General features: G+C 70.3%; 21 protein-coding genes. 3 read left to right on the plus strand and 18 right to left on the minus strand.

The window, feature by feature from the left end; translation table 11 throughout:
* Window positions 1–17: 17 nt before the first annotated feature.
* A complete protein-coding gene (locus tag ACZ4FV_RS01745; RefSeq protein WP_395870500.1) occupies window positions 18–1,631 on the minus strand; it encodes a glycoside hydrolase family 18 protein in 1,614 nt (537 codons plus the stop codon).
* A 176-nt stretch (window positions 1,632–1,807) separates the two neighbouring features.
* Here ACZ4FV_RS01745 and ACZ4FV_RS01750 point away from each other — a divergent pair, with 176 nt between their 5' ends.
* Entirely contained in the window at window positions 1,808–2,560 is a 753-nt protein-coding gene (locus tag ACZ4FV_RS01750; protein ID WP_395870498.1) for a class I SAM-dependent methyltransferase, read from the plus strand.
* A 36-nt stretch (window positions 2,561–2,596) separates the two neighbouring features.
* Here ACZ4FV_RS01750 and ACZ4FV_RS01755 read toward each other — a convergent pair whose 3' ends face one another.
* The 4 genes from ACZ4FV_RS01755 to ACZ4FV_RS01770 all read right to left on the minus strand — a co-directional run bounded on the left by ACZ4FV_RS01755 (window position 2,597) and on the right by ACZ4FV_RS01770 (window position 6,162).
* Window positions 2,597–3,202 carry a response regulator transcription factor gene (locus ACZ4FV_RS01755; RefSeq protein ID WP_395870495.1) on the minus strand — a complete coding sequence of 202 codons (606 nt, stop codon included), beginning with the start codon at window positions 3,200–3,202 and terminating at the stop codon, window positions 2,597–2,599.
* Between the two features lie 10 nt (window positions 3,203–3,212).
* The gene (locus ACZ4FV_RS01760; RefSeq protein WP_395870492.1) at window positions 3,213–4,421 is read right to left on the minus strand and encodes a sensor histidine kinase; all 1,209 of its coding nucleotides are present in this window, start codon (window positions 4,419–4,421) and stop codon (window positions 3,213–3,215) included.
* Window positions 4,422–4,486: 65 nt separating this feature from the next.
* Window positions 4,487–5,215 carry an ABC transporter permease gene (locus ACZ4FV_RS01765; RefSeq protein WP_395870491.1) on the minus strand — a complete coding sequence of 243 codons (729 nt, stop codon included), beginning with the start codon at window positions 5,213–5,215 and terminating at the stop codon, window positions 4,487–4,489.
* Complete coding sequence (locus tag ACZ4FV_RS01770; protein ID WP_395870489.1) at window positions 5,212–6,162, minus strand: ABC transporter ATP-binding protein; 951 nt, start codon at window positions 6,160–6,162, stop codon at window positions 5,212–5,214. The genes ACZ4FV_RS01765 and ACZ4FV_RS01770 overlap by 4 nt, the downstream gene beginning before the upstream one ends.
* Window positions 6,163–6,254: 92 nt before the next feature.
* Here ACZ4FV_RS01770 and ACZ4FV_RS01775 point away from each other — a divergent pair, with 92 nt between their 5' ends.
* A complete protein-coding gene (locus ACZ4FV_RS01775) occupies window positions 6,255–6,974 on the plus strand; it encodes a hypothetical protein (protein ID WP_395870487.1) in 720 nt (239 codons plus the stop codon).
* A 216-nt stretch (window positions 6,975–7,190) separates the two neighbouring features.
* On the opposite strand, the gene ACZ4FV_RS01780 is transcribed toward ACZ4FV_RS01775, so the two are convergent.
* The 5 genes from ACZ4FV_RS01780 to ACZ4FV_RS01800 all read right to left on the minus strand — a co-directional run bounded on the left by ACZ4FV_RS01780 (window position 7,191) and on the right by ACZ4FV_RS01800 (window position 12,672).
* Window positions 7,191–10,004, minus strand: a complete 2,814-nt coding sequence (locus tag ACZ4FV_RS01780; RefSeq protein WP_465321588.1) for a VanW family protein — start codon at window positions 10,002–10,004, stop codon at window positions 7,191–7,193.
* A 355-nt stretch (window positions 10,005–10,359) separates the two neighbouring features.
* Window positions 10,360–10,752: a DUF6113 family protein gene (locus tag ACZ4FV_RS01785; protein WP_395870483.1), complete on the minus strand. Its 393-nt coding sequence runs from the start codon at window positions 10,750–10,752 to the stop codon at window positions 10,360–10,362.
* Window positions 10,753–10,762: 10 nt separating this feature from the next.
* On the minus strand, window positions 10,763–11,662 hold the full coding sequence (gene mshB / locus ACZ4FV_RS01790) for an N-acetyl-1-D-myo-inositol-2-amino-2-deoxy-alpha-D-glucopyranoside deacetylase (RefSeq protein ID WP_395870481.1): 900 nt from the start codon (window positions 11,660–11,662) through the stop codon (window positions 10,763–10,765).
* 59 nt (window positions 11,663–11,721) lie between these two features.
* Window positions 11,722–12,342 (minus strand): class I SAM-dependent methyltransferase, encoded by a 621-nt coding sequence (locus tag ACZ4FV_RS01795; protein WP_402233974.1) that lies wholly within the window; start codon window positions 12,340–12,342, stop codon window positions 11,722–11,724.
* 129 nt (window positions 12,343–12,471) lie between these two features.
* The gene (locus ACZ4FV_RS01800; RefSeq protein ID WP_395870477.1) at window positions 12,472–12,672 is read right to left on the minus strand and encodes a DUF2304 domain-containing protein; all 201 of its coding nucleotides are present in this window, start codon (window positions 12,670–12,672) and stop codon (window positions 12,472–12,474) included.
* A 207-nt stretch (window positions 12,673–12,879) separates the two neighbouring features.
* Here ACZ4FV_RS01800 and ACZ4FV_RS01805 point away from each other — a divergent pair, with 207 nt between their 5' ends.
* Window positions 12,880–15,021, plus strand: coding sequence for a S9 family peptidase (locus ACZ4FV_RS01805; protein ID WP_395870475.1), 2,142 nt, complete (start codon window positions 12,880–12,882; stop codon window positions 15,019–15,021).
* A 76-nt stretch (window positions 15,022–15,097) separates the two neighbouring features.
* On the opposite strand, the gene ACZ4FV_RS01810 is transcribed toward ACZ4FV_RS01805, so the two are convergent.
* The 8 genes from ACZ4FV_RS01810 to ACZ4FV_RS01845 form a co-directional block, all read right to left on the minus strand.
* Entirely contained in the window at window positions 15,098–16,180 is a 1,083-nt protein-coding gene (locus ACZ4FV_RS01810) for an ABC transporter ATP-binding protein (protein ID WP_395870473.1), read from the minus strand.
* On the minus strand, window positions 16,173–17,216 hold the full coding sequence (locus tag ACZ4FV_RS01815) for an ABC transporter ATP-binding protein (RefSeq protein ID WP_395870471.1): 1,044 nt from the start codon (window positions 17,214–17,216) through the stop codon (window positions 16,173–16,175). The genes ACZ4FV_RS01810 and ACZ4FV_RS01815 overlap by 8 nt, the downstream gene beginning before the upstream one ends.
* Before the next feature lie 16 nt (window positions 17,217–17,232).
* On the minus strand, window positions 17,233–18,243 hold the full coding sequence (locus ACZ4FV_RS01820; protein ID WP_402233969.1) for an ABC transporter permease: 1,011 nt from the start codon (window positions 18,241–18,243) through the stop codon (window positions 17,233–17,235).
* A complete protein-coding gene (locus ACZ4FV_RS01825; protein ID WP_402233967.1) occupies window positions 18,236–19,165 on the minus strand; it encodes an ABC transporter permease in 930 nt (309 codons plus the stop codon). Before ACZ4FV_RS01825 ends, ACZ4FV_RS01820 begins: the two co-directional genes overlap by 8 nt.
* A gap of 157 nt (window positions 19,166–19,322) precedes the next feature.
* Window positions 19,323–20,966: a peptide ABC transporter substrate-binding protein gene (locus ACZ4FV_RS01830; RefSeq protein WP_402233966.1), complete on the minus strand. Its 1,644-nt coding sequence runs from the start codon at window positions 20,964–20,966 to the stop codon at window positions 19,323–19,325.
* A 493-nt stretch (window positions 20,967–21,459) separates the two neighbouring features.
* Window positions 21,460–22,593: an ABC transporter ATP-binding protein gene (locus tag ACZ4FV_RS01835; protein WP_395870463.1), complete on the minus strand. Its 1,134-nt coding sequence runs from the start codon at window positions 22,591–22,593 to the stop codon at window positions 21,460–21,462.
* A 44-nt stretch (window positions 22,594–22,637) separates the two neighbouring features.
* On the minus strand, window positions 22,638–23,855 hold the full coding sequence (locus ACZ4FV_RS01840; RefSeq protein WP_465321590.1) for an ABC transporter ATP-binding protein: 1,218 nt from the start codon (window positions 23,853–23,855) through the stop codon (window positions 22,638–22,640).
* 13 nt (window positions 23,856–23,868) lie between these two features.
* Complete coding sequence (locus tag ACZ4FV_RS01845) at window positions 23,869–24,855, minus strand: ABC transporter permease (protein ID WP_395870459.1); 987 nt, start codon at window positions 24,853–24,855, stop codon at window positions 23,869–23,871.
* Between the last annotated feature and the right edge of the window lie 120 nt (window positions 24,856–24,975).

Genomic DNA, 24,975 nt, shown 5'->3' on the forward strand with positions numbered 1-24,975 from the left:
CGGCGGCGTGGCGCGGCTCAGCCGCCGCCGAAGACACGCAGGAACGCGTCGGCGTCCTGGGCGATCCCGCTGCACGTGGGGTCGGCGCCGGTCGCGTCCGCGGCGTCCTCGGGGCACGGCTTGTCGCGGGCGGCGGACCACCACGCGACCCGTCCCAGATGCACGGACCGGGCGAACTCGGTGAAGGTGCGGGCGTCCTCCAGCGTGAACACCTCGCCGGCGACATCGTTGCGGCCGATCATCACCGTCACGGACACCCGCCGCCAGGCCTGCTCCTCGGACAGGTTCGGCCACACCTCGCGGATCTGCCCCTGCACGGCGTGCGCGGCGTCGCTCGCGAACCGGCCCATCCGGCCCTCCGGTCGAGGCGCCACCGCCGCACCGTAATTGAGCGCCTTGGCGTTGACGTAGGAGACCTCGACCCGCTGCGCGGCGGCGTCCCGCAGCAGCGCCTTGGCCTCCTCGCCCAGGCCCTGGAGCGGGTCCACCGGCAGCGAGTACCCGACGTCCACGCTCTGTCCGTTCGCGCGGGCGCCCTCCTGGAGCAGGCGCAGTGCCGCGTTGCGCCGCTGCACCACGTCGGGGCGCACCAGCGAGCGGCCCTCGATGTCCAGGTCCATGCCGCTCGCCCCGGTCGCGGCCAGCACCTGCCGGTAGGCGGCGACCAGTTCCTCGGGCGTGCCGCAGGACGCGGCGAGGTCGGTGCCGCCGGCGCCGCCGAACGCGACCCGGATCGACCCGCCCGCGTCGCGCAGCGCGGCGATCCGGCCGGTGGTCGCCGGATCGTCGAGTCGGGTCACCCCGCCCCACATCGGCCGGCAGCCGCCGCCGTCCACGACGTAGGCCAGCGTGCGCTCGCGCACCGTGCCGGCCGCTCCCGCCTGAGTGGGGTCGAGCGGGCCCGGGAGCGTCATGTCCAGGTAGGGCGCGAGGTGTTCGACCGTGCCCGAGCGCGGGGTCGCGCCGCCGGCGGGTCCGCTCGCGGGTGGCGGTGTCGAGCCGGCCGGCGAGCCGCCGGCGCGTGCGGTGCCGGTCGCGGTGGGGGCGGCCGAGGCGGTGCGCCGGTCGGTGTCGAGCGGGCCGACCGGCGGAATCGACCCGGCCGGCGTCGACCGCTCGCCCGAGGCGGTCGGACCGGCCCCGGTGCACGGCTTGTCGTTGATCGTGCAGGCGATCGGCCCGTCGGGGCGGGCCGGTTCGCTCGCGGTCGGCACACCGGCGCCTTCCCGGCGGACCTCGAAGCCGACCACGATGCTCTCGCCCGGACGCAGTGCTTTGTTCCAATTCTCGTTGCGCACCGTGTACTTGCCGGTGGCCGGCTCCAGCCGACCGTTCCACACGTTGGCGATCCGGGTGCCCGCCGGCAGGTCGAAGCGCAGGGTCCAGCCCTTGACCGTGTCGGAGCCGGAGTTGCGCAGGACGTACTGCCCGCTGTAGCCGGTGGGCCACGAGCCGGTGCGGACGTAATCGGCGCTGAGCGCGTGGTCGGGGGTCGAGGAATCCCCGGACAGGGCCACGATCAACGCGGCGGGCAGTGCGGCGAGCGCGGCACTCGCCGCGAGCCAGCGGATCCGCTCCCGACGGGGACGACGGGAGCCCGGCTCGGGCCCGCTTGCCCGGTGCGACCCCATGCCCATTCCTCCGACATCCTCTCCGGCGGCACTCGGGCCGCCGGGCACCAGGACTCTACCGGCCTTCGGGCTCGCGTCCCATCGATCTTGTCCGCGTGATCCACGAGAAAGATCTTTCGTCTCACTCCATGAGATATGAGTATCGAATTCTGGATAGGAGTCATACATTGCAAGGCATGGATTGGGATGCCGCAACGTACGACAGCAACTTCGGCTTCGTCTCGGCACATGGACGCCCCATGATCGATCTGCTCGCGCCCCGGCCGGACGAGTCGATCCTGGATCTGGGCTGTGGCACCGGCGACCTCGCCGTCGAGATCGCCGGAACGGGTGCGCGGGTGCACGGGATCGACGCCGACGCGCGGATGATCCGGACCGCACGGGCCAAGCACGCCGGGTCCGGGGTGAGCTTCGACGTCGCCGACGGCCACACCTTCACGTCGGCCGAGCCGGTCGACAAGGTCTTCTCCAACGCGGCGCTGCACTGGATGACCCGGCCCGACGAGGTGCTCGCCCGCGTACACGCCGCGCTGCGCCCGGGCGGCGTCTTCGTCGCCGAGCAGGGCGGCGGCCGCAACGTCGCCGCGCTGATCCGGGGCCTGCGCACGGCCGCCGCCGAACAGGGCCTGGGCGAACCGGTGTTGCCGTGGTACTTCCCGAGCCCGGCCGAGCACGCCGGTCGGCTGGAGCGGGCCGGCTTCGAGGTGCGCCTGATGCAGTACTTCGACCGTCCCACGGCACTGGCCCCCGGCGACACCGCGGCCGACTGGTGGCGGATGTTCGGGCCGAGCACCCTCGCGCACTTCCCCGAAGCCGCGCACGAGACGCTGTTGGCCCGCGTGGACGAGTTGGTGCGCGACCGCCGGTCGCGCGAGGGCACGTGGTACGCGGACTACGTCCGGCTGCGCTTCGTCGCGGTCGCGACCTGACCCGCCCGGCGCGACCGGCGGCTCACGGTCGGCCGCTCACAACCAGCCGTTCTCGTGCGCGATGCGGACCGCGTCCGCCCGATTGCGGGCGTGCGTCTTGCCGATACACGAGGACAGGTGATTGCGCACGGTGCCCTCGGACAGGTGCAACCGCGACGCGATCTCGGACACCGTCGAGCCGTCCGCCGCCGCGCGCAACACGTCGCGTTCGCGCTCGGTGAGCGGATCGGCGCCGACCGAGAGCGCGGTGGCCGCGAGCGTGGGGTCGATCACCCGCTCACCGCGCAGCACCCGCCGGATGGCGTCGGCCAATTGGGCCGCGGGCGCGTCCTTGACCAGGAACGCGTCCGCACCCAACTCCATCGCGCGACGCAGGTAGCCGGGCCGGCCGAACGTGGTCAACATGACGATCCGGCACCCGGGCAACGCCCGGCGCAGGTCGGCCGCGGCGGCCAGGCCGTCCTGACCGGGCATCTCGATGTCCAGCAGGGCCACGTCCACCGCGCTCGTCCGGACCGCCTCGACCACCTCGTCACCACGCGCGACCTGGGCGACGACGCGGATGTCCTCCTCCAGGCCCAGCAGCGCGGCGAGTGCCTCGCGCACCATGGCCTGGTCCTCGGCGAGCAGAACGTTGATCACCGGCCGAACGTTAGCGGTTCGCCCCGGGATCGATCTGCCCCTCCTCGTCCTTACCGGGAAGCACCGGGACCGAAGCGGTCAATCGGAACCCCTTGCCGCCCTCGGGGACACCCACACCGATGCTGCCGTCGGCCGCCGCGAACCGCTCGCGCAGCCCGGTCAGCCCGTTGCCCTCGCGACCCGCCGCACCCCGCCCGTCGTCGGTGACGTCCAGGCTCCACACCGGGCCCGTGCCCAGCGCCACCGTGCAGCGCCGTGCGCCGCTGTGCCGCATCGTGTTGGTCACCGCCTCGCGCAGCGCCCACGCGAGCACGGCCTCGGCCTCCGGGTCGGGGCACACCGGCCACTGCTCCGGGAGCTGGATCAGCTCGATGCCCACCGCCCGGGCGGCGATCCGGGCGCCCGCCAGCTCGACCGCGAAGGTCGGCCGCCGATATCCGCCGACCGCCTCGCGTACGTCCACCAGCGCCTGCCGGCTGACCCGCTCGATGTCCGCGACCTGTTCGGCCGCGCGCTCGACGTGCCCGGGCAGAAACCGGCCGGCCAGCTCGCTCTTGAGCGTGATCAGGGACAACGAGTGGCCCAGCACGTCGTGCAGGTCGCGCGCCATCCGCAGGCGTTCCTCGTTGGCCGAGAGCTGGGCCACGATCTCCCGGGCCTCGCGCAACTCGGCCAGCGTCTCCAGCAGTCGGCGCACGCCGATCATCAGGCCGCCGGTGAGCACCGTGACGAACGCGAGTACGAGCATGTCGTTGCCGGCCGCGTCCAGCAGCACACCGAGCACGAGCCCGCTCAGCACACAGCCCAGGATCGCCCACATCGACCGCGGGAACCGCAGCCCGGCGCCGACCGACACCGACACGTAGACCATCAGGCCCAACCACGCGTCGTCGAAGGTCAGGATCAGCGCGACCGCGGTCGCCCACAACACCAGGCAGGTCACCTGCTGGGCGCGATCGCTGTCCAGCGCCTTGCGCAGCGCGCCCTCCACCCGCCCGAACAGCCCGAACCAGCCGACCCCGCCGAACACCAGCGACACGTAGCAGACCACCACCACCAGCAGGCCGAACGCGCCCACCGCGAGCCGTACCGGCCCGTAGTCCCCGGTCGCCAGGTCGTGCACGACCGGGGTAAGGAAGAACAACCACAGCAGCGACCACGACATCCGGATCGCCCGCCCTCGCGCGCTGTCCTGCCGCGTCGGGTCCGACCAGTCCATGTCGTGCGCCCTCCGTACGAAGGATCCCGTCGTGCACGAGACCCCGTCCTGCGAGTGGTCCCGGATCAGGCCGCGACCTTCTGCTCGTCGCGACGGTAGCGCCACGCCGCCAGCGCGGTGAACGCGACCAGATAGCCGGCCAGCACCAGGACGTCCGACACCCGGGGGTGGTGTCCACCCAGCACCTCCCAGCCGAGTTGGCCCAATCGGTAGGTCGGCATCACGTGTCCGACGTCCTGCAGGAAGCGCGGGAACCCGGTCAGCGGGACCCACATCCCGCCGAGCACCGCCATGCCCAGATAGACCAGCATGAACATCGGCTGCGCCGAGTCGGGTGCGACCAGATAGCCCAACCCGATCCCCAGCACCGCGAACACGAACGAGCCGAACCACAGGGCGAGCACGATCACGCCCCACTGCCACGGGTCCAGCCGCACGCCGCGCAGGAAGCCGGTGAACAGCACCAGCACGATCGCGGGCAGGCCGACCACCGAGGCGGACACGAGTTTGGAGATCACGTATTGGCGCCCGGTCAGCGTGGTCAGCCGCAACTGCCGGGTCCACCCGCTCTGCCGTTCCGCCGCGATCCGCTGCACGCCCGCGCTGAGCGTCGCGCCGACCGCGCCGAACGAGGCCATCGACACCATGATGTAGGCGGAGACGTCGGTGCCGTCGACGTCACCGGATTGGCTGCCGAAGATCAGGTACATCGCGACCGGGTAGGCGAGCGTGAAGATCAGGTACCGGCGGTTGCGCAACATCCGCAGGATCTCCAGCCTCATCAGGGTCTTCATGACGCGATCTCCGTGCCTTCCGCCTCGTCCGCCTGTTGGGTGATCGCCAGGAACGCCTGCTCCAGGCCGAGTCCGGCCACTTCGAGTCCGCGCGGCCGAAGGCCCGCCGCGTAGATCGCGGCGACCGTCTCGTCCGCGTCGGCGCTGCGGATGCGCACCGTGCCGGCGCCCAGTTCGAGGTGCTCGACGCCGGGCAGCGCGCGCAGCGTGGGCTCGTACCGCTCGACCGGGGCGTCCAGGTCGAAGGCGATCCGGCGCAGTCCCGCGCGGGCCTTGATCTGCGCGGCGCTCGCGTCGGCGAGCAACCTGCCCCGGTGCAGCACGAGCACCCGGTCGGCGACGTTGTCCGCCTCTTCCAGGTAGTGCGTCGCGAACAGCACGGTGCGGCCCAGCTCGGCCTGCTCGCGCATGCTCACCCAGAACCGCTGCCGGCTGTCCACGTCCATCCCGGTGGTCGGCTCGTCCAGCACGATCAGGTCCACCTCGCCCGCGATGGCGACCGCGAACCGCACTCGCTGGGCCTGCCCGCCGGAGAGCTTGCCGACGTCCTTGCCGACCAGGTCCTCGATGCCCGCGCGGCGCAGCACCTCCGCCTGCGGCAAGGGGCGCGGATGCAGGTCTCGGGCCAGCTCGACCATCTCGCCGACGGTCACGTCCGGCATCAGGCCGCCGGTCTGGAGCATCGCGCCGACCCGGCCGCGACGGATCGCCTCGCGCGGGTCGGCGCCGAACAGCGCGACGGTGCCCTCGGTGGGCCTGCTCAGGCCCAGCAGCAGGTCGAGCGTGGTCGACTTGCCCGCCCCATTGGGCCCCAGCAGCGCGACCGTCTCGCCCTGGCGCAGCTCCAGGTCGAGCCCGGCCACCGCGTGCAGGTCACCGAAGCGCTTGCGCACGCCGCTCAGCGCGACGGCCGGCGCGGTCGTCTGTTCCCCAGCCCTGATCTTCATGGCCTCAGCCTGGCCGAAGGCGTGGACACGACGAAGTGGGAAACCTCCTGATCGCGCCATGACAGATGTCATGGGCGCCTACGGTGGGCGGCATGGTGCGACTGACCGATTCCCAGACCGGCAAGTCCGAGACCGTGACCACCTCGATCGGCCGACGGGTGCGCGTGGCGTATCCGAGCCGCTCGCTGCGCGCGGCGATCCTCGCCGACACCTTCCGTCGGGTCGCGGGCCGACACCGGCTGACCGTGACGATCCATCAACTGCCGTACCGCGCCCGAATCGCGGACGCGGCCGGCTACGGGCGGTACAACATGCCGGTGCCCACCACCGGGCAACCGGACGGCGCGATCGACCTGTACATCGGGGAGAACGGCGATCAGGGCCCGCGGGCCCGGGTGCACGTGCTGCATCCGTCGGCGGTGGTCGAGGCGGCGAATCGGCACCCCGTCCCGCACCCCGGGGACCCGCTCGCGCTGCGCCTGCTCCTGCTCACGCTGGCCGCGGACCAGCCCCTGCGGGCGGACGCGAAGGGCTATCACGGCGTGGTCGAGGCCGAGCGCACACTCGCCGAGTTGCGGGCCCGGACGGCGGAGTTCGCCGAGTCCCCGTCCCAGGCGATGCCGGCCGAGGCGATCGGGTCGATCCACGCCGCGCTCGACGACGACCTGGACACCCGCACCGCGCTACGGCTCCTGATCGAGCTGTCCCGCGACCAGGGGTTCGCGCCGGGCGCCCGGTTCGAGGCACTGGCACACGTGGACCGCTTCCTGGCCCTGGACCTGTCCCGAGACGTGGGTCGCCCCAGGGACTGAACGGGCCCGGGACCAAGGCCCCCAAGGCCCGGGTCCAAGGCCGGGGACCGAGCCCGCGCGGGGTCTGATCCACCTCGGGAGCGACCCCACCCGGCGACGAGACCGCCCCGGAGGACACGACGCCGGACGAGCTCGTCGAGCCCGTCCGGCGTGTGCCGCGCGTGTCCGGTCCCCGGTGCCGGCGATGATCCGCCGGTCGGTCGGTCCGTCGGTACGTCAGTCGTCGGAGGCGCGCACCGGCAATCCGCCCGCCGGCGGCGCGTCCGCGGTGCGGCCCTGCCCCTCGCCCTCACCGCCGCCGGTGCGATCACAGGTGATCTTGTCCGCCGGGTCGTACTTGGTGTGGAACTTCTCCCGCGCCGTCTCCTTGCCGCCCTGGAAGAACACCCGGGTCACGTCGATCTTGAACCCGTCGGACGCTGCCTGCTCCACGCAGCCGGCCGACTTGTCGACCACCGACTTGGGCTTGACCACGTCGTACTTGTTGCCGGGTTCGGCCTTGATGTCGTCGTACTTGCGCGTCCCGAGCAGCGTCACGGTCACCGTGGAGTCGGTGTATGTGGACTCCAGATAGACGTTCTTGCCGGAGTCGTTCTGGAACTTCAGGTCGAGCGAGGGCCAGGCCACGGTGGCCTCGCGGCCGGCCGGGTAGCGATCGATCCAGAAGCTGTGCGGGCGGTGCATGACGTCCTTGAGCCCGGCGAAGAACACCGCGTTGAAGGTCGTCGTGGCCACCTGCGAGACGCCGCCGCCGAAGTCGGTCTGGAAGCGCCCGTTGTTGATGATCGTGCCCTTGGCGAAGCCGTTCTCCGCGGTGCGCTCGCCGACCGTCTTGTTCAGGCTCCAGGTTTCGCCGGGCTTGATCACCGAGCCGGTGATCAGGTCGGCGGCCCGGTGGATGTTGGTCAACCGATACGCGGCGTACGGGTAGTTCGTCGTGTAGGTCGACATCACCTCGGTGATGCCGAGCTTGTTGGCGGCCTCGGTGGTCAGCTCGGGCTCGACCGGACCGAGGTTGACCTTCGCGGTCCGCGCCGCGCCGGTCTTGGCCAGCACCGACAGCAGCGCGTCGGCCGCGGTCGCGCCGGAGACGCCCTTGCCCGCCACCGACGGCACCACGGACACCTTGGCCCCGGCCGCCAACTTGCCCTCGACCTTGAACGTGGCGTTCTTCGGCTTCTCGCCGACCGAGGAGAAGGTCTGCCCCAGTTCGTCCTGCAACCCGTTCACGTCGATCTTGGGCTGTAGCCTGCCGCTGCCGTCCGGGACCATCGTGAGGTACTTGGCGAGCACGATGGGGGTCAGCTTCTGGCTCTTGTTGCCGGCCGTCAGGGTGACCGGTCCGGACATCGCGGGCACCGCGAACTCGCGCATCGCACGGTCGACTTCGGCCTGGTTGACCTTCGGGTCCGCGGCCTTGGTGGGCAGTTCGACCGGACCGTTGCCCTGCAGGAAGGCCGCCTCGACCAGCTTGATCGCGGCGGGGGTGTCCAGCACCTTGCCCTTGCTCGGGGCCACCGCCGCGGCCTGGCCGCCCGCGAACGAGATCCCGCCGTCCGTCTGCGCGCCACCGGCCTCGGCGGCGAGCGCTTCCAGTTCGGCGCCCAGCTTGACCGGGTCCACCACCGTACGCGGCGCCGTCTCCCGGGTCTTGCCGAACATCGCGGGCACCGAGGTGAGCGGGTTCATCCCGCCCTTCGACGCCTCGCTGACCGTCGCGCGGGCGTCCAGGAGCAGTCCGGCCACCGCCGGGGCGAGCTCCAGCTGCTTGCCGGCCAGGGTGAGCTTTATCGGCTTGGTGGTGCGGTCGCCGAGCTTTTGTTCGAGCGTACGCACCGCCTCGTCCCGGGACTGGCCGCCGATGTTGACGCCGAGCACGGAGGTGCCGCGCGGCACCCCGCCGCCGGCGTAGGCCAGCGACGCGCCGTACACCCCGCCGAGGACGGCGAGACCGGCCGCGCACGCGATCAGCGCCTTCGGCTTGCGCCGCGCGGGTCGCGCCGGCGCCGGCCGGGCTTCCTCACGGTTCTCCCCGGCGTCGGCGGGGTGTCCCGCGCCGGTCTCCGTCGCGTGCGCGTCGGTGCTGCCGTACTGCGGGAACCCGTGGTCGGCGGCGTCCTGTTCCTGCCGGGTCTGGTACTCGTACGGTCCCTCGCCCTCGCCGTCCCGGGTCCACCGCGGCGCCTCCTGTGAGGGCAGCGGAGCCTGGCCGCGCAGCACCACCGGCGGGATCGGCCGCGACCCGGGGATCTTGATGCTGACCCGGGTGGTCATGGTCTGGTCGCCCGACTCGGCGTCCGCCTCCTCGGTCGGCGCGACCGGGACCGGCGCGGCCTCGGGCGTGCCGAAGCCGGCGATCAGTCGGCGGCGGCCCACCCGCGGGGGCAGCGCACCGCTCTCGGCCGCCGCGGCCGGCTGGTTCGGCTGGACGACCGGTTCGGTCCCGGGCGGCGGGCCGTAGCCGGCGTCGTCCAGGCCGGCACCGGGCGTGCCCGGGCCGGGCTCGCCCGCGTGGGCGGCCGGCATGCCGGATCCCGGTTGCCCCGGCGGTCGGGGTTGGGCCGGCGGCTGTCCGGGCTGCGCCGGTACGAACGGCGGCGGCCCGTCCGAGAACGGCACGGGACCGGGCGCACCCGTCCCGTCGGCCGTCAGGCTCCTGGCTCCCGAGGCGCCGGGAACGCGCTGGGGCAGCCCGTTGGGTCCCAACTGCGGGGCCGCGTGCCGAGGCGGCTCCGCGACGGGTGGCACATCGTCGTCCGCGCTGGGCCACGACGAGCCACCGGGCGGCCCCGCGACGGGCGCGGGCCGGGGCGGTTCGTCGTCGAACCACGACGCGAACTCGTCGTCGTCCCCGAACGGATCGGGGGATGGGTGGGGCGACGCGGGCGCGACGGATCGCTCACGGGCAGCGGGCGCTGCCTGCGACTGCCGGCCGACCCGTCCGAAGAACGGATGCGGATCACCGCCGAGGTCGTCGCGGCGCGGCTGCGCGCCCGGGTCGTCGGGCGTGGGGGGCTGGTCGTTACTCACGAAGAACGAGCTCTCCGACAGCTGAAGGTTGCGTGGCGGCGCACGGCCGCCCCCGCCCGGGGTCGGACGGTATCCAGGAAAGTGCGACGACGGTGCGTTGACACACGCCGCGTGCGGGTCGTGACACCGCCTTCGAGGGTTTTCCTGCTCCCCTTCGAAGGCGAGTGGACGAACTCGGCCACCGAGGTTGCCCGGTACGACGGGCTAGAGGAGTCGGTCGCGACGGCCCTGTGGACAGGGCATGACACGCACCGCACCTCGGCAAACACAATACTGCGCTCCCGCCACACCGGTACCCCGCACCGTCGCGTGCCGCATGACACGCGCCGTCGGCAAGCATGGCCGCGCAAGGGCCTCACCTCGTATGCGTCTTGACCGATTCACCCGAAAGAAGGACGGGTTTGATGCCGCCCCAGGGGTAAGTGGCCGAGGCGACACCAAAGATGGTGCCACCGAGCAGATAGATATAGGACAGGAACCCGCTGACGAAGATCCAGTCGCCTTCCGGCTTGGTCCAGCTCGCCAGCCACAACACGGTCAACATCCAGCCCGCCACCGGCACCACCGCCCCGGCCTTCGCCTTGAACAGCGAACCGCCCGCGACGAACAGGGCGCCGCTGCCCGCGAGCGCGACGATCAGCCCGGCGGGCGGGTAGGCCGCCTGGGTGAACGCCCCGATGAAGGCGATCACCACGCCGAGCAGGAACAGCACGACGTATGCCGCGACGCGGCCGGCTTTCTGTGGCACGAGGGCTACCTTACGGGCGCAGTCCGGCGAACAGGTCGTCCTCGCGGCCGTCCGGGCCGGTGGGCCCGAGGTCGCCGCGGACCAGTCGGTAGTGCTCGACCGACATGATGCTCTGGCCGATGTTGTTGGACAGCGCGAAGAAGCCGTCCTCGACCGAGACCTGGGTGGGGTAGGCCCGCAGCGCGTCGAACTTGGCGCCCACGTACTCACCCGCGTCCACCGCCGTGGTGACCTGGTCGTCGTCCACCGCGAACGGCAGTTCGTCGACCTCGACGGCCGTGAAGGGCACCTCCTGGCCGGCCTCCACCATGCGCTCGATGCCGGCCTTGAGAACCGACCGGGGCATCACGTTGTAGTAGATCTTGGCGATCGTCCAGGACTCGCCCTCGCCCTCGGCGTGGGTCGGGTCGGCGGCCAACTCGGCGGCGCGCAGGGCCACCCGGTGCGCCTGGATGTGGTCCGGGTGGCCGTAGCCGCCGCGCTCGTCGTAGGTGGCGAGCACCTGCGGGCGCACCTCGCGGATCACCGGCACCAGGTGCTCGGCGGCCTCGTCGACGTCGGCCTGCCAGAAGCAGTCGGGCCGCTCGTTGCTCGGCACGCCCATCATCCCGGAGTCGCGGTAGCGCCCCGGGCCGCCCAGGAAGCGCTGGTCGGCGATGCCGAGCACCTTCATCGAGTCGGCGATCTCGGTCATCCGATGCGGCCCGAGCGCGTCCTCGCGGTCGGCGGCCAGATGGGCCAGCTCGGGGACCAGGATCTCGCCCTCCTCGCCGAGCGTGCAGGTGACGAGCGTGACGTGCACGCCCTCCGCCGCGTAGCGCGCCATGGAAGCGCCGTTGTTGATCACTTCGTCGTCCGGATGGGCGTGCACGAGCAACAGCCGCAGCGGGGCCTCGGTGCGTTCGGTCATGTTCGACAGCCTACGCAGCCGAACCGACGTGCCCGGGGGGCGACCCCCGCGGTCACGGGTCAGCCGGTCGGCATCGCGTGCACGGCGACCAGATAGTCGCCGCCCTCGATCCACGGCTCGCGCGCCCACCCGGCGTACCGGGTGCGCCGGACCAACCCGGCCGCCGCGCACGCGGCCTCGTATTCGTCGACGCCGAGCGTCGCCCCGACCCCGTCGGGGCCGCCCGCGAGGCTGAAGCCGGCGACCAGCACGCCGCCCGGCCGCAACATCGTGGCCAGCGCGCGCACGACCTCGGCCTCGGTGCCCGGGGTCAGGAAGATCATCACGTTGCCCGCGGCCACCACCAGGTCGAAGCTCCCGCGACCGCCGAGCGCCCGCGGCTCCAGGTCGGCGAGGTCGTCGAGCACCCAGGTCAGCCCGGGAGCGGCGGCCTCCGCCTCGGCCAGCATCGAGGCGTCCAGGTCGACGCCGACCACCTCGTGGCCCTGCCGGGCCAACTCGATCGCGATGCGACCCGTCCCGCAGCCCGCGTCCAGCACGCGCGCGGGCTCGTCCAGCAGCTCGTCGCAGAACCGCGCCTCACCGTGCAGGTCCCGCCCTTCCGCGGCGAGCCTGCGAAACCGCTCGGCGTACTCGGGCCCTCGGGTGCCACCGGTATTGGCCAGCCATCGATTGGTCATGGCAGACGAGCCTACAAAGCCCGCCGAACCCGTCATCGCAACGTGCCGACCCCGGGAGCGGCCCCGGGGCCCACGCCGACGAGGCTCGATCCGGAAGCGGGCCCGTCGAAGATCGATCCCGCGACTCGGTCAGAAGTGGATCCCGTTCACCACTCCCGCGAAGCTCATGCCCGCGTCGCGGATGGAGGGGGCCATGGACGTGCTCGACAAATAGAAGCCGAGCAACGCGCAGACGATCGCGTGGACGGGCCTGAGGGAGGACTTCCGGACGAGGAAGACCACGGTGACACCGAGCAGCAGCACGGCGGAGACGGACACCACCACAGTCACGCACCTCCTGTGCGCAGGGGGTCCGGGGCCGACTCGGGGAAACCGGCCTTCGCACCCAAAGGGACATGTCTACACACAGACTGTAAGCCAACGGTCACGAACCGCGTTCACTCGTTCAGCGGGCGCGAGGTGGTGTTCGTACAACCGTCCGCACTCTCCCTCGGTCTCCCCTCCTCCCGCCGTCACCGCCCCCGTACGCTGTGGCGCATGAGCTCGGAGATCACATTTCCCCGGCAATACGCCCGCACGCAGCGCTTCACCCAAGGCGCTCCACGCGGCTTCGGCATCGCCGACCGCCGGATCACATTCCTGCGGTCCAAGGCCGCCGACGACTCCACCACGTGCCTGTGGACGCTGGATCCGCTCACCGGCGTCGAGCGCCTGGTGGCCGATCCCGCGGTCCTGCTCGGTGGCGCGGCCGAGCACCTGTCGGCCGAGGAGCGGGCCCGGCGCGAACGCAGTCGCGAGGGGGCGGCCGGCATCGTCGGCTACGCGCTCGACAGCGTGGGCGACCTGGCCGCTTTCACCCTTTCGGGCCGGCTGTTCGCGGTCTCCCTCGCCACCGGCGAGGCCCCGCGCGAGCTTGCCGTGCCGGGCCCGGTGATCGATCCGCGGCCCTCCCCCACCGGCACGCACATCGCCTACGTGGCCGGCGGCGCGCTGCGCGTGGTGACCGCCGACGGCTCGCTCGACGTCGCGCTGGCCGAACCGGACGGCGACGGCGTCACGTGGGGTCTGGCCGAGTTCATCGCCGCCGAGGAGATGTCCAGGTTCCGGGGCTATTGGTGGGCCCCCGACGGCTCCGCGCTGATCGCCGCACGCGCCGACGACGCGCCGGTGGACCGCTGGTGGATCGGCGACCCCGCGAACCCGGCCGCCGCGCCGACCCGGGTCGCCTATCCGGCGGCCGGCACCGCCAACGCCGAGGTCACCGCGTGGCTGATCGGTCTGGACGGCAACCGCACCGAACTGGGCTGGGATCACGACGCGTACCCCTACCTCGCGAGCGTGCACTGGTCGGCCGGCGGCGACCCGCTGCTGAGTGTGCAGCCGCGCGACCAGAAGCGCCTGCTCACCCTCGCCGTGGACGTCGCCACGGGGACCACCCGCGAACTGCACACCGAGACCGACGACGTGTGGGTCGACCTGATCCCCGGCGTACCGGCGTGGACGCCGGACGGCCGGCTGGTCCGGCTGGTCGACGCCGACGGCGCGCGTCGCCTGGTGGTCGCGGACAAGGAGTCGACCGACCGGCGCCTGTTCGTCCGCACGATCCTGGACATCGCCGACGAGGACGTGCTGATCACCGCGTCGGCCGGCACCGACGCGAGCGCCGCCGAGATCGGCGAGGTGCACGTGTACCGCGTCGCCTCGGACGGGGTCACCCGGGTGAGCACCGAGCCCGGCTGGCACAGCGCGGTGCGCTCCGGCGACACCACGGTGTTGTTGTCCGCCTCGCTCGACCGCTTCGGCACCCGGGTCACCGTGCACCGGGACGGCGCCGAACTCGCCGAGATCACCTCGCACGCGGCCACCCCGGTGCTCACCGCACGAGTCGAGCTGCTCCGCGCCGGGGCCCGCGAGATCCCATGCGCGCTGCTCCTGCCGACCGGGTTCGACCCCGCCTCAGGCGAGCGGCTGCCGGTCCTGATGGACCCGTACGGCGGCCCGCACGGCCCGCGCGTGCTCGCCGCCCGCAACCCGCACCTGACCTCGCAGTGGTTCGCCGACCAGGGCTTCGCGGTGCTCGTCGCGGACGGCCGGGGCACCCCCGGGCACTCCCCCGAGTGGGAGAAGTCGGTCCACCTCGACCTCGGCCCGATCACCCTCCAGGACCAGGTGGACGCGCTTCAAGCGCTCGCCGCCGAGCGGCCCTGGCTGGACACCACGCGGGTGGGCATCCGGGGCTGGTCCTACGGCGGCTACCTGGCGGCGCTGGCCGTCCTGCGCCGCCCGGACGTCTTCCACGCGGCGGTCGCCGGCGCGCCGGTCACCGACTGGGCGCTGTACGACACGCACTACACCGAGCGCTATCTCGGCCTGCCGAGCGAACGGCCCGAGGTGTACCGCGAGAACTCGCTCGTCTCGGGGACCGAGCCGGGCGAAGTGGCGGCGACCCGCCGCCCGCTGATGCTGGTGCACGGCCTCGCCGACGACAACGTGGTCGCGGCGCACACCCTGCGGCTGAGCGGCGCGCTCCTCGCGGCGGGCTACCCGCACGAGGTGCTGCCGCTGTCCGGAGTCACCCACATGACACCGCAGGAGCAGGTCGCCGAGAACCTCCTGCTCCTCCAGGTCGACTTCCTGCACCGCGCCCTGGCGCGGCCGGCGACCGACGGCGCCGGCTGACCCGAAGCCGCCCGGAAACACGACAGTGCCCGCCGTTCCGATCGGAACGGCGGGCACTGTCGGGTCGGTGCGCGGTTCAGGACGCGCCGACGATGTCCTTCTCCTCGGCGAAGTGACACGCGCTGTCGTGCGCGCCCAGACCGGAGAGGCCCTTGCGGATCTCCAGCAACGGCTCCTGCTCGGCGCAGATGTCCTGCGCCTTCCAGCAGCGGGTGCGGAACCGGCAGCCCGACGGCGGGTTCGCCGGCGAGGGCACGTCACCGGTGAGGATGATCCGCTCGCGGTGCTCACGGCCGTCCGGGTCCGGCACCGGCACCGCGGACAGCAGCGCCTGGGTGTACGGGTGCGTCGGGTGGTCGTAGATCTGCGCGTCGGTGCCGATCTCGGCGATTCGCCCGAGGTACATCACCGCGACGCGGTCCGAGATGTGCCGCACCACGGAGAGGTCGTGCGCGATGAACAGGTAGGACAGACCCAGTTCGTTCTGCAGCTTCTCCAGCAGGTTGACCACCTGCGCCTGCACCGACACGTCCAGCGCGGAGACCGGCTCGTCCGCGATGATGATCTCCGGGTTGAGCGCGAGGCCGCGGGCGATCCCGATGCGCTGGCGCTGACCGCCGGAGAACTGGTGCGGATACCGGTTGATGTGCTCCGGGTTCAGACCCACCAGGTCCAGCAGTTCCTGGACCCGCCGCTTGCGGTCGCCCCTGGGCGCGACCTCCGGGTGGATGTCGTACGGCTCGCCGACGATGTCGGCGACCGTCATCCGCGGGTTCAGCGAGGTGTACGGGTCCTGGAAGACCATCTGGATGTTGCGGCGCACCGCCTTGAGCGCGCGACCGGACAGCTTCGCCAGGTCGTCGCCCTTGTACAGGACGCTGCCGGCGGTGATCGTCTCCAGGTTCATCAGGAGTCGGGCCACCGTCGACTTGCCACAACCCGACTCGCCGACCAGACCGAGGGTCTCGCCCTTCATCAGGTCGAAGGTGACACCGTCGACGGCCTTGACGGCGCCGATCTTCTTCTGGAAGAGGATGCCCTGGGTGATCGGGAAGTGCTTGACCAGCCCCCGCACCTGAAGGATCGGCTCGCCCTGCGCCACCGGCTTGACGAGCTTGCGCAGATCGGCGGCGGTCGCGCCGCTCGCGGACTCAGCCACGGACTTCTCCCTCCATCACGGTCTCCCAGAAGTGGCAAGCGCTGCCACGCCCGACCGAGATCTCGTGCAGCGGCGGAACCTCGCTGCGACACACGTCCTGCGCGTACGGGCAGCGCGGGTTGAACGCGCAGCCGGACGGGATCCGCATCAGGTTCGGCGGCAGGCCCTTGATCGCGTACAGCTCGCGGCCCTTGTGGTCCAGGCGCGGGATCGACTCGAGCAGACCCTTGGTGTACGGGTGGGTCGGCTGCCGGTACAACTCGCGCACCGGCGCCTGCTCGACGATCCGGCCCGCGTACATGACCGCGATCTTGTCCGCGACGTCGGCGACCACGCCGAGGTCGTGGGTGATCAGGATCAGGCCCATGTTGCGCTCGCGCTGGAGTTCCGCGAGCAGGTCCATCACCTGCGCCTGCACGGTCACGTCCAGCGCCGTGGTCGGCTCGTCCGCGATGATCAGCTCGGGGTCCAGCGCGAGCGCCATCGCGATCATGATGCGCTGGCGCATACCGCCGGAGAACTGGTGCGGGTAGTCGTTCACCCGGTCCTTGGCGGCCGGAATGCGCACCTGGTCCATCAACTCGATGGACTTGAGCTTGGCGTCCTTCTTGGACATCCCGCGGTGCACGGTGAACATCTCGGCGAGCTGGAAGCCGACCGAGTACACCGGGTTGAGCGCGGAGAGCGCGTCCTGGAAGATCATCGAGATCTTCTGGCCGCGGATCTTCCGGCGCTCCTCCTTGGACATCTTGAGCATGTCCTTGCCGTGGAAGCGGATCTCACCACCGGTGATATGCCCCGGCGGCATGTCCAGGATGCCCATGATCGTCTGCGCGGTCACCGACTTGCCGGAGCCGGACTCGCCGAGCACCGCGAGCGTCTCGCCGGCGCTGACGTCGTACGAGACACCGTTGATCGCCTTGGCCACGCCGTCGCGGGTGCGGAACTCGACGTGGAGGTTGTCCACTTCGAGCAGCGGCGCGGCGGCGGCCGAGCCCGAGCCCTCGGGCTTGTTCTTCGTGTCGATCGTCGTCACTTGTCTGTCCCCTCCCTCAGCGGAGCTTCGGGTCGAGGGCGTCGCGCACCGCGTCGCCGAGCAGGATGAAGCTGAACACCGTGACCGAGAGGAAGATCGACGGGAAGATCAGCTGGTACGGCGAGTCGCGCAGCGCGGTGGTCGCGGAGCTGATGTCCGCGCCCCACGAGATCTCGGTGGGCGGCAGCCCGATGCCCAGGAAGGACAGCGTCGCCTCGGTGGCGATGAAGGTGCCGAGCGAGATGGTCGCGACCACGATCACCGGGGCGATCGCGTTCGGCAGCACGTGCCGGCCCAGGATCCGCGGGGTGCCGGCGCCGAGCGCCCTGGCGGCGACCACGTAGTCGGACTTCTTCACGGTGATCACCGAACCGCGCATGATGCGCGCGATCTGCATCCAACCGAAGATGCCGAGCGCGGCCACCACGGTCCACACGGTGCGGTCCTTGACCGAACTCATGAACACGAGCGCGGCCAGCAGCAGCGGAATGCCGAAGAAGATGTCCGTCATGCGGGCCAGGATGGTGTCCAGCCAGCCACCGAAGTAGCCGGACAGCGCACCGATGAGACCGCCGATGACCACGATCAGCGCGGTCGTGGCCACGCCGACGATGATCGAGGCGCGGGCGCCGTAGACGGTACGCGCGTACACGTCGCAGCCCTGGACGTTGGTGCCGAACCAGTGGTCGCCGGACGGGTCCTTGTTGGTGTCCAGGATCGGGCAGTGCCGCGGGTCGATGTTCGTGAACACACCCGGGAAGCAGGCCATGAACACCAGGAAGAGCAGCAGCACGCCCGACACGTAGAAGCTCGGGCTGTTGCGCAGCTCGCGCCACGCCTCGGCCCAGGCCCCGCGCGGCTTGTCCTGCGGTCCCTGCACGTCGGGCGCCGCGTAGGCGCCGCGCTTCTCCAGGGTCGTGCCCTCTTCGTCCGCGAGCAGCATTCCGGGCAGCTCGATGGCGGACTGGGGCTGCTCGTCGCTGCTGGTCCCCAGTTGTTCGCGCTGCTGCTTGTTCATGTCAGGCATACCGGATCCTCGGGTCCAGGACGGCGTACAGCAGGTCGACGATCAGGTTCATGACCAGGTAGATCATCACCAGCGCCGCCACCGCGCCGACCACTGTCGCGCTCTCGTGCTTGGTGACCGCGAGATAGATCAGGCGGCCGACACCGTCGACGTTGAAGATGCCCTCGGTCACGATCGCGCCGGCCATCAGGGCACCGAGATCCGCACCGAGGAACGTCACCACGGGAATGAGCGAGTTGCGCAGGAGGTGGCGGGTGACCACCCGCCGACGCGGAAGACCCTTGGCGGTCGCGGTCCGGACGTAGTCGGCGCGCATGTTCTCCGCGACGCTGGTCCGGGTGAGTCGGGCGACGAAGGCCAAGGAAAGTGAGCCGAGCACGATGCCCGGCAACAGGAGCTGACTCCAGGTCGCGTCGCCCACGGTGGCGGTGGCCTCGAAAATGCCCCACTCCGAACCCAGCCAGAACTGGGCGACGGTACCGAGCACGAAGACCGGGATCGAGATGACCACCAGCGTGCCGGCGAGAACGAGCGTGTCGACGAACTTGCCGCGGCGCAGGCCGGACAGCAGGCCCAGGCCGACACCGACGACGACCTCGATCGCGAACGCGATCATCGCGAGCCGGATCGACACCGGGAAGGCTCGCTTGAGCTCGTCGGCGACGGGACGGCCGTTGAAGCTCGTCCCGAAATCACCCTGGAGCAGGTCGGTGATGTAGTACCAGTACTGCACGATCAGCGGGTCGTTCAGGTGGAACTCTTCCCGCATCTGGCGCACGAAGACGGGGTCGGCACCCCTGTCGCCGAACATGGCTGCGATGGGGTCGCCACCGAGCTGGTACACCATGAAATAAATCAAGAACGTGGTCCCGATGAACACCGGGATCATCTGGAGCAGTCGCCGTACGACATATCGCCCCATGCCAGCCTCCTGCTGTCGTCGTCGGCCCGAAGCGAGGGATCGGACCAGCAACCGGCGCCGCGGATCGCACGTCGCCGGTCCGGCCGCCACCGGCAAGGTCCGGCCGCACCCGGGGGTGCGGCCGGACCGATGTCAGCGCCGGTTCATGTCCGGATCACTACTTGACGGTGACCTCGGTGAAGACCGGGTTGCCGTACGGGTCGAACTGGACGTTGGAGACCTTGGTCGAGGAGCCGCCCTTGGTCACGTAGTACCACAGCGGGATGGACGGAACGTCCTTCGCCATCTGCTGCTCGGCCTGCTGCCAGAGCTTGACGCCCTCGTTCTGGTCGGTCGCGGACATCGCGCGCTTGGCCAGGTCGTCGAACACCGGGTTGGAGTAGCCCGAGTCGTTGGACGCGGCATCGGTCTTGTAGATGTCGGCGAGGAAGTTGTCCGGGAACGGGTAGTCCCCACGCCAGCCGGTGCGGTACGCGCCAGTCATCTTCTTCTCGGTGATGTCCTTGCGCGCCACGCTGAACTCGGGGTACAGCTTCGGCTCGCAGGCGGTCGGCTGCTTCAGCGCCTCGTTGATGCTGTTGCAGACCGCGGTGACCCATTCCTTGTGCGGGCCGTCCGCGTTCGTGGCGATCTTGAGCGTGCCACCGGGGATGCCGCCGCCGGCCTGGACCAGCTCACGGGCCTTGGCCGGGTCGTACTTGGTCAAATCGCCGGTGATGTCCTTGCTGTAACCCGGGATGTTCGGGGCCAGCCAGTCGGTCGCCGGCTGCTCGGCGCCCTTGTAGATCGCCTTGACGATGCTCGCCCGGTCGATCGCCATGGACAGGCCCTGACGGACCTTCTCCTTGCCCGGCGCGCCCCAGCCGGCGTCGTACAGCGGGAAGCCGATCTTCTGGATCGAGTACTGCGGGGCCTCGATCGCGCGCTCGCCCAGGTCCTTCTTGAAGCTGCCGACCGCCGCCGTCGGGATCTGGTCGATCACGTCGAGCTTGTTGTCGCGCAGCGCCGTGTAGGCGGCGTCGTACGTGGTGTACATCTCCAGACGCACACCGTTGGACTTCGCCTTGTCGTCACCGGCGTACTTGTCGTACTTCTTCACGGTGATCGACTTCTTGTGGTTCCAGCCGCCGTTCGCGGCGTCGATCTGGAACGGACCGTTGCCGATCGGCGCCTCGCCGTACTTCTTCGGGTCCTTGAAGAACTCCTGCGGCAGCGGCGAGTAGACCACGTAGCCGAGGCGCGACTTGAAGGACGAAACGGCCTGGGTCAGCTTGATCGTGAACGTGTTGTCGTCCACGACCTTGAGACCGGACATCTCCTTCGTGGCCGGCGCGCCCTCCTTGGGGTGCACCGCGTCGTAACCCTCGATCAGCTCGAACCAGGTCGAGTTGATCTGCTTGTTCTCGGAGTTGGCACCCCAGTTCCAAGCGTCGACGAAGGACTTCGCCGTGACCGGCTCGCCGTTGTGGAAGGTCCACCCGGGCTTGAGCTTCACGGTGTAGTTCGTCGAGTCCGGGCTGTCCACCGACTGCGCCATGGCCGGCACGGGCTGGCCGGTCTTCGAGTCGTAGGTGTACAGACCGCGGAACATGAGCTGCAGCGGGTAGAACCCACCGGTCTCGTTCGAGTTCGCCGGCTGAATCAGGTTCTGCGGCTCGGTGCTGCTGGCGGAGTAGTAGCCGGCGGGGAGCCCGCTGCCGCCCTTGCTGCCCTTGTCGTCATCGCTGCTGCCACACGCAGTCGCGGCCAGGCCGAGAACGGCCATACCCACGACCCACTTCACGCGCGTTGTTCCGCGCATGGGTTGCCTCCTCATGGAATCACTACCGAAGTGAAGTGCAACGGGGCTCCCAAGCGGGAAGCTTCCGTCACAGCTGCTCGTAGAGTCGGCGCCCCCGAGCGCGTGACCAGGTTCCGAGCACAAGCGGATCTACTATCCGTCACCGATTGGCTGCGACCAATCCCCTACAGGTTTCAGTTTGATCACGTAAATCTGTGATCAATCTCGAAACCCAGACATATGAGACCAGTAATGAAGCCGTATCAAACGGACACCATGTACCGCTGCCCGGAGCATACAGTCCGATGAACGAACACCCATAGCACGGCCCCTACCTCGTCTCACAAAGCGAGAAACGCTACCGAGCGTGACGATACTCGCCCGGCCGAGACGGCCTCCGCCGGCGCATCGGATCCGGTTCAACGCGCGTAGCTGACCTGCAGGAAAGCACGAAAAACGGGATGCCACCAAATCGGTGGCATCCCGTTCCGGAGTGCGATAGAGGGGCGGGTCGTTACTCCGGGTCGGAGACGATGCCCGCTTCCAAGGCCGCCTCGATCCGCTCCTCGGGCATCTCCTCCTCCGCCTTCGCGGTCGCCTCCAACGGTCCGGGGAAGTGGCACGCGACGCGGTGGCCCTGGAGCAGGCTCTCGATCCCGATCAGTGGCGGTTCCTCGCTCGCGCACACGTCCTGCGCCTTGGGGCAGCGGGTCCGGAACCGGCAACCCGACGGCGGGTTGATCGGCGAGGGCATGTCGCCGAAGGCGTGTACCCGTGTCCGGTTCGAGCCCTTGTCCGGGTCCGCCTCGGGCACCGCGGCCAGCAGGGTGTGCGTGTACGGGTGGTGCGGGTTCGCGTACAGCGAGGTGCGGTCGGCGATCTCCACGATCTTGCCGAGGTACATCACCGCCACCCGCTGGGAGAAGTGCCGCACCACCGCGAGGTCGTGCGCGATGAACACGAACGCGATGCCCAGGTCCCGTTGCAGGCCCTGGAGCAGGTTGATCACCTGCGCCTGGATCGACACGTCGAGCGCGGAGACCGGCTCGTCGGCCACGATCAGCCGCGGTTGCAGCGCGAGCGCGCGGGCGATGCCGATGCGCTGACGCTGCCCGCCGGAGAACTCGTGCGGGAAGCGGTTGTAGTGCTCGGGGTTCAGGCCCACCCGCTCCAGCAGCTCCTGGACCCGCTTCTTTCGGCCACCTTCGGGATCGATCCCGTTGACCTCCATCGGCGACGCGATGATCGCGCCCACCGTCTGTCGCGGGTTCAGCGACGAGTACGGGTCCTGGAAGATCATCTGGATCTCGGTGCGGATCGGCGCGATCTGCCGCCGGGTGGCGTGCGTGATGTCCTTGCCGTCGTAGCGGATCGTGCCGCCGGTGGGTTCGAGCAGCCGGCTGATCAGCCGACCGGTCGTGGACTTGCCGCAGCCGGACTCGCCGACCAGGCCCACGCTCTCCCCCGCCGCGACCGACAGGTCGATCCCGTCGACCGCGCGCACGTGCAGTGTCTTGCGGCGGACCAGACCGCCCCCCTTGACGGGGAAGTACTTGACCAGGCCCCGCACGTCGAGCAGCGCCTCGCCGGGCGACGCGGGCGCGGGGTCCGGGGTCGGCGCCGGGGACTCGCTGATCGTCTCGGTCATCGTCGTTCTCCTGCTTTCTACCGTCGTCGGCCGGGCTTGGGCGGTCAGCCGAGCAGCGGGCGGACGTCGTCGATGAAGATCCGTTGCTTGTCCTCGGCGCTCAGGTGGCACGCGGCGCCGCGACCGTCCACCAGGGCGAGCGGCGGGCGCTCGGTCGAGCACCGGTCGCCGCCGACCACGTCGACGTAGTCGCAGCGCGGGTGGAAGGGGCATCCCGAGGGCGGGGACAACAGGCTCGGCGGAGTACCGCGGACCGGCCGCAGCGGGATGTCGACGTCGCCCGAGAGGTTGGGCATCGACGACAACAGGCCCCACGTGTACGGGTGGCGGGGGTTCTTGAGCACCTCGCGCACGGTGCCCTTCTCGACGCTGCGGCCCGCGTACATCACGAGCACGTCGTGCGCCATCGACGCGATCACGCCCAGGTCGTGCGTGATGAACAGGATCGCGGTGCCGAACTCGTCCTGCAGGTCCCGCAGCAGATCGAGGATCTGCGCCTGGACCGTCACGTCGAGCGCGGTCGTCGGCTCGTCGGCGATCAACAGGTCGGGGTCGCAGACCAGGGACATCGCGATCATCGCGCGCTGGCGCATGCCGCCGGAGAAGTGGTGCGGGTAGTCGTTCACCCGGGTCTTGGGGTTGGGGATGCCGACCCGGTCCAGCATCTCGATGGCCCGCGCGTGCGCGTCGTGCCGATTGGCACCGGTGTGCCGGCGGTAGGACTCGGCGATCTGCTCGCCGACCGTGTAGAACGGCGACAGCGCGGTCAGCGGGTCCTGGAAGATCATCGAGATCCGGCGCCCGCGCAGGTCGCGCAGTTTGCGCTCGGGCATCCGGACCAACTCGTGGCCTTCGAACCGGATCTCGCCGTGGATCTTCGTCCGTTCCCGGTTGTGCAGTCCCAGGATGGTCAGCGAGGAGACCGACTTGCCCGATCCGGACTCGCCGACGATGCCGAGCGTGCGGCCCTTCTCGACGTCGAAGGACAACCCGTCGACGGCCTTGACCACACCGTCCTCGGTGCTGAAGTGCACCTGCAGGTCCCGGACCGACAGGAACGCGTCGGGCCGGTCGCCAGAGGAACTCGAATCGCGCTGCTTGACCAGGCTCGGGGTGCCGTCGGTGGTATCGGTGCCGGCGGCCATGTCCTGCTCCCGGGCCTGTTCGTCGGAGACCGTGACATCCGTGGATGCCGCGGGCGTGGTGGGCTTTGACGCTTCGGATTCGGCGGGGCTGGTGGCCGCGCCGCGGCGGAGTCTCATCGCGGGCCGCCCGTCATGACAGCCGTACCCGGGGGTCGATGGCCGCGTAGGCCATGTCCACCGCGAGGTTGGCGAGCATCGTGAAGGTGGCCGCGACCATCACCACGCCCATCATCATCGGCAGGTCCGAGTCGACCACCGAGGTCACCGCGAGCATGCCGATGCCGTGCAGGCTGAAGGTGGACTCGGTGATGATCGTGCCGCTCATCAGGACGCCGATGTCCACGCCCAGGACGGTGACGATCGGGCTGAGCGCGCCGCGAAAGGCGTGTTTGAAGTAGACGCTGCGTCCGGACAGGCCCTTGGCCTTGAGTGTTCGGACGTAGTCCTCGGACAACACGTCGACCATGGTGGATCTGGTGAGGCGGCAGTACATCGCCATATGGATCGTCATCAGACAGATCCACGGCAGCAGCAGAGCGGATGCCCATCCTCCGGGATCACCGAAGAACGATGGGGGGTCCGTCGGTCGGTCGAGCCATCCGAGTTGCTGCACGAAGACGTAGATGAACAGCGGGCCCAGAACGTAGATCGGGGCGGAGCCACTGAGCAGTGCGACGCCGGTGGTCACCTTGTCCGTGGTCTTGCCGCGCTTGAGCGCGGCCAGCACGCCCATCCCGATGCCGATCGTGGTGCACAGCAGGATCGCGCCGATCGCGAGCGACAGGGTCACCGGGAAACGGTCGGACAACTTGTCGAAGACGTTCTCGTTGTTGGCGAACGAGTAGCCCAGACAAGGCGCGTCGCAGGCCTTGTCGCCGATGGTCCGGCCCGTGAAGATCCCCGAGATGAAGATCCAGAACTGTTCGATGAGGGGTTTGTCCAGGCCGAGGTTCTGCCGGACCACTTCGCGCATCTCCGGGGTGCAGTTGCGACCGCACGAAAGTCGTACGACGTCGTCGGCGCCGGAGGCCGCGAAGAAGAGATAGAAGGTGATGCCGCTGACGACGAGCAGGATCGCCACTACGCCGATCAGCCGACGGACCAGGAATCGAAGCATGAGGCCGGGCTTCCTCCGCGATGTGCCCAGGGGGTGGATCCGTCCCGCCGCGTCGGTCCGGGACCCCCGTCTCGGGGTCCCGGACCGAACGCTTCACCGTCGGATCAACCGGAAGAGGGG

The sequence above is a fragment of the Embleya sp. NPDC025285 genome, from assembly GCF_055558835.1.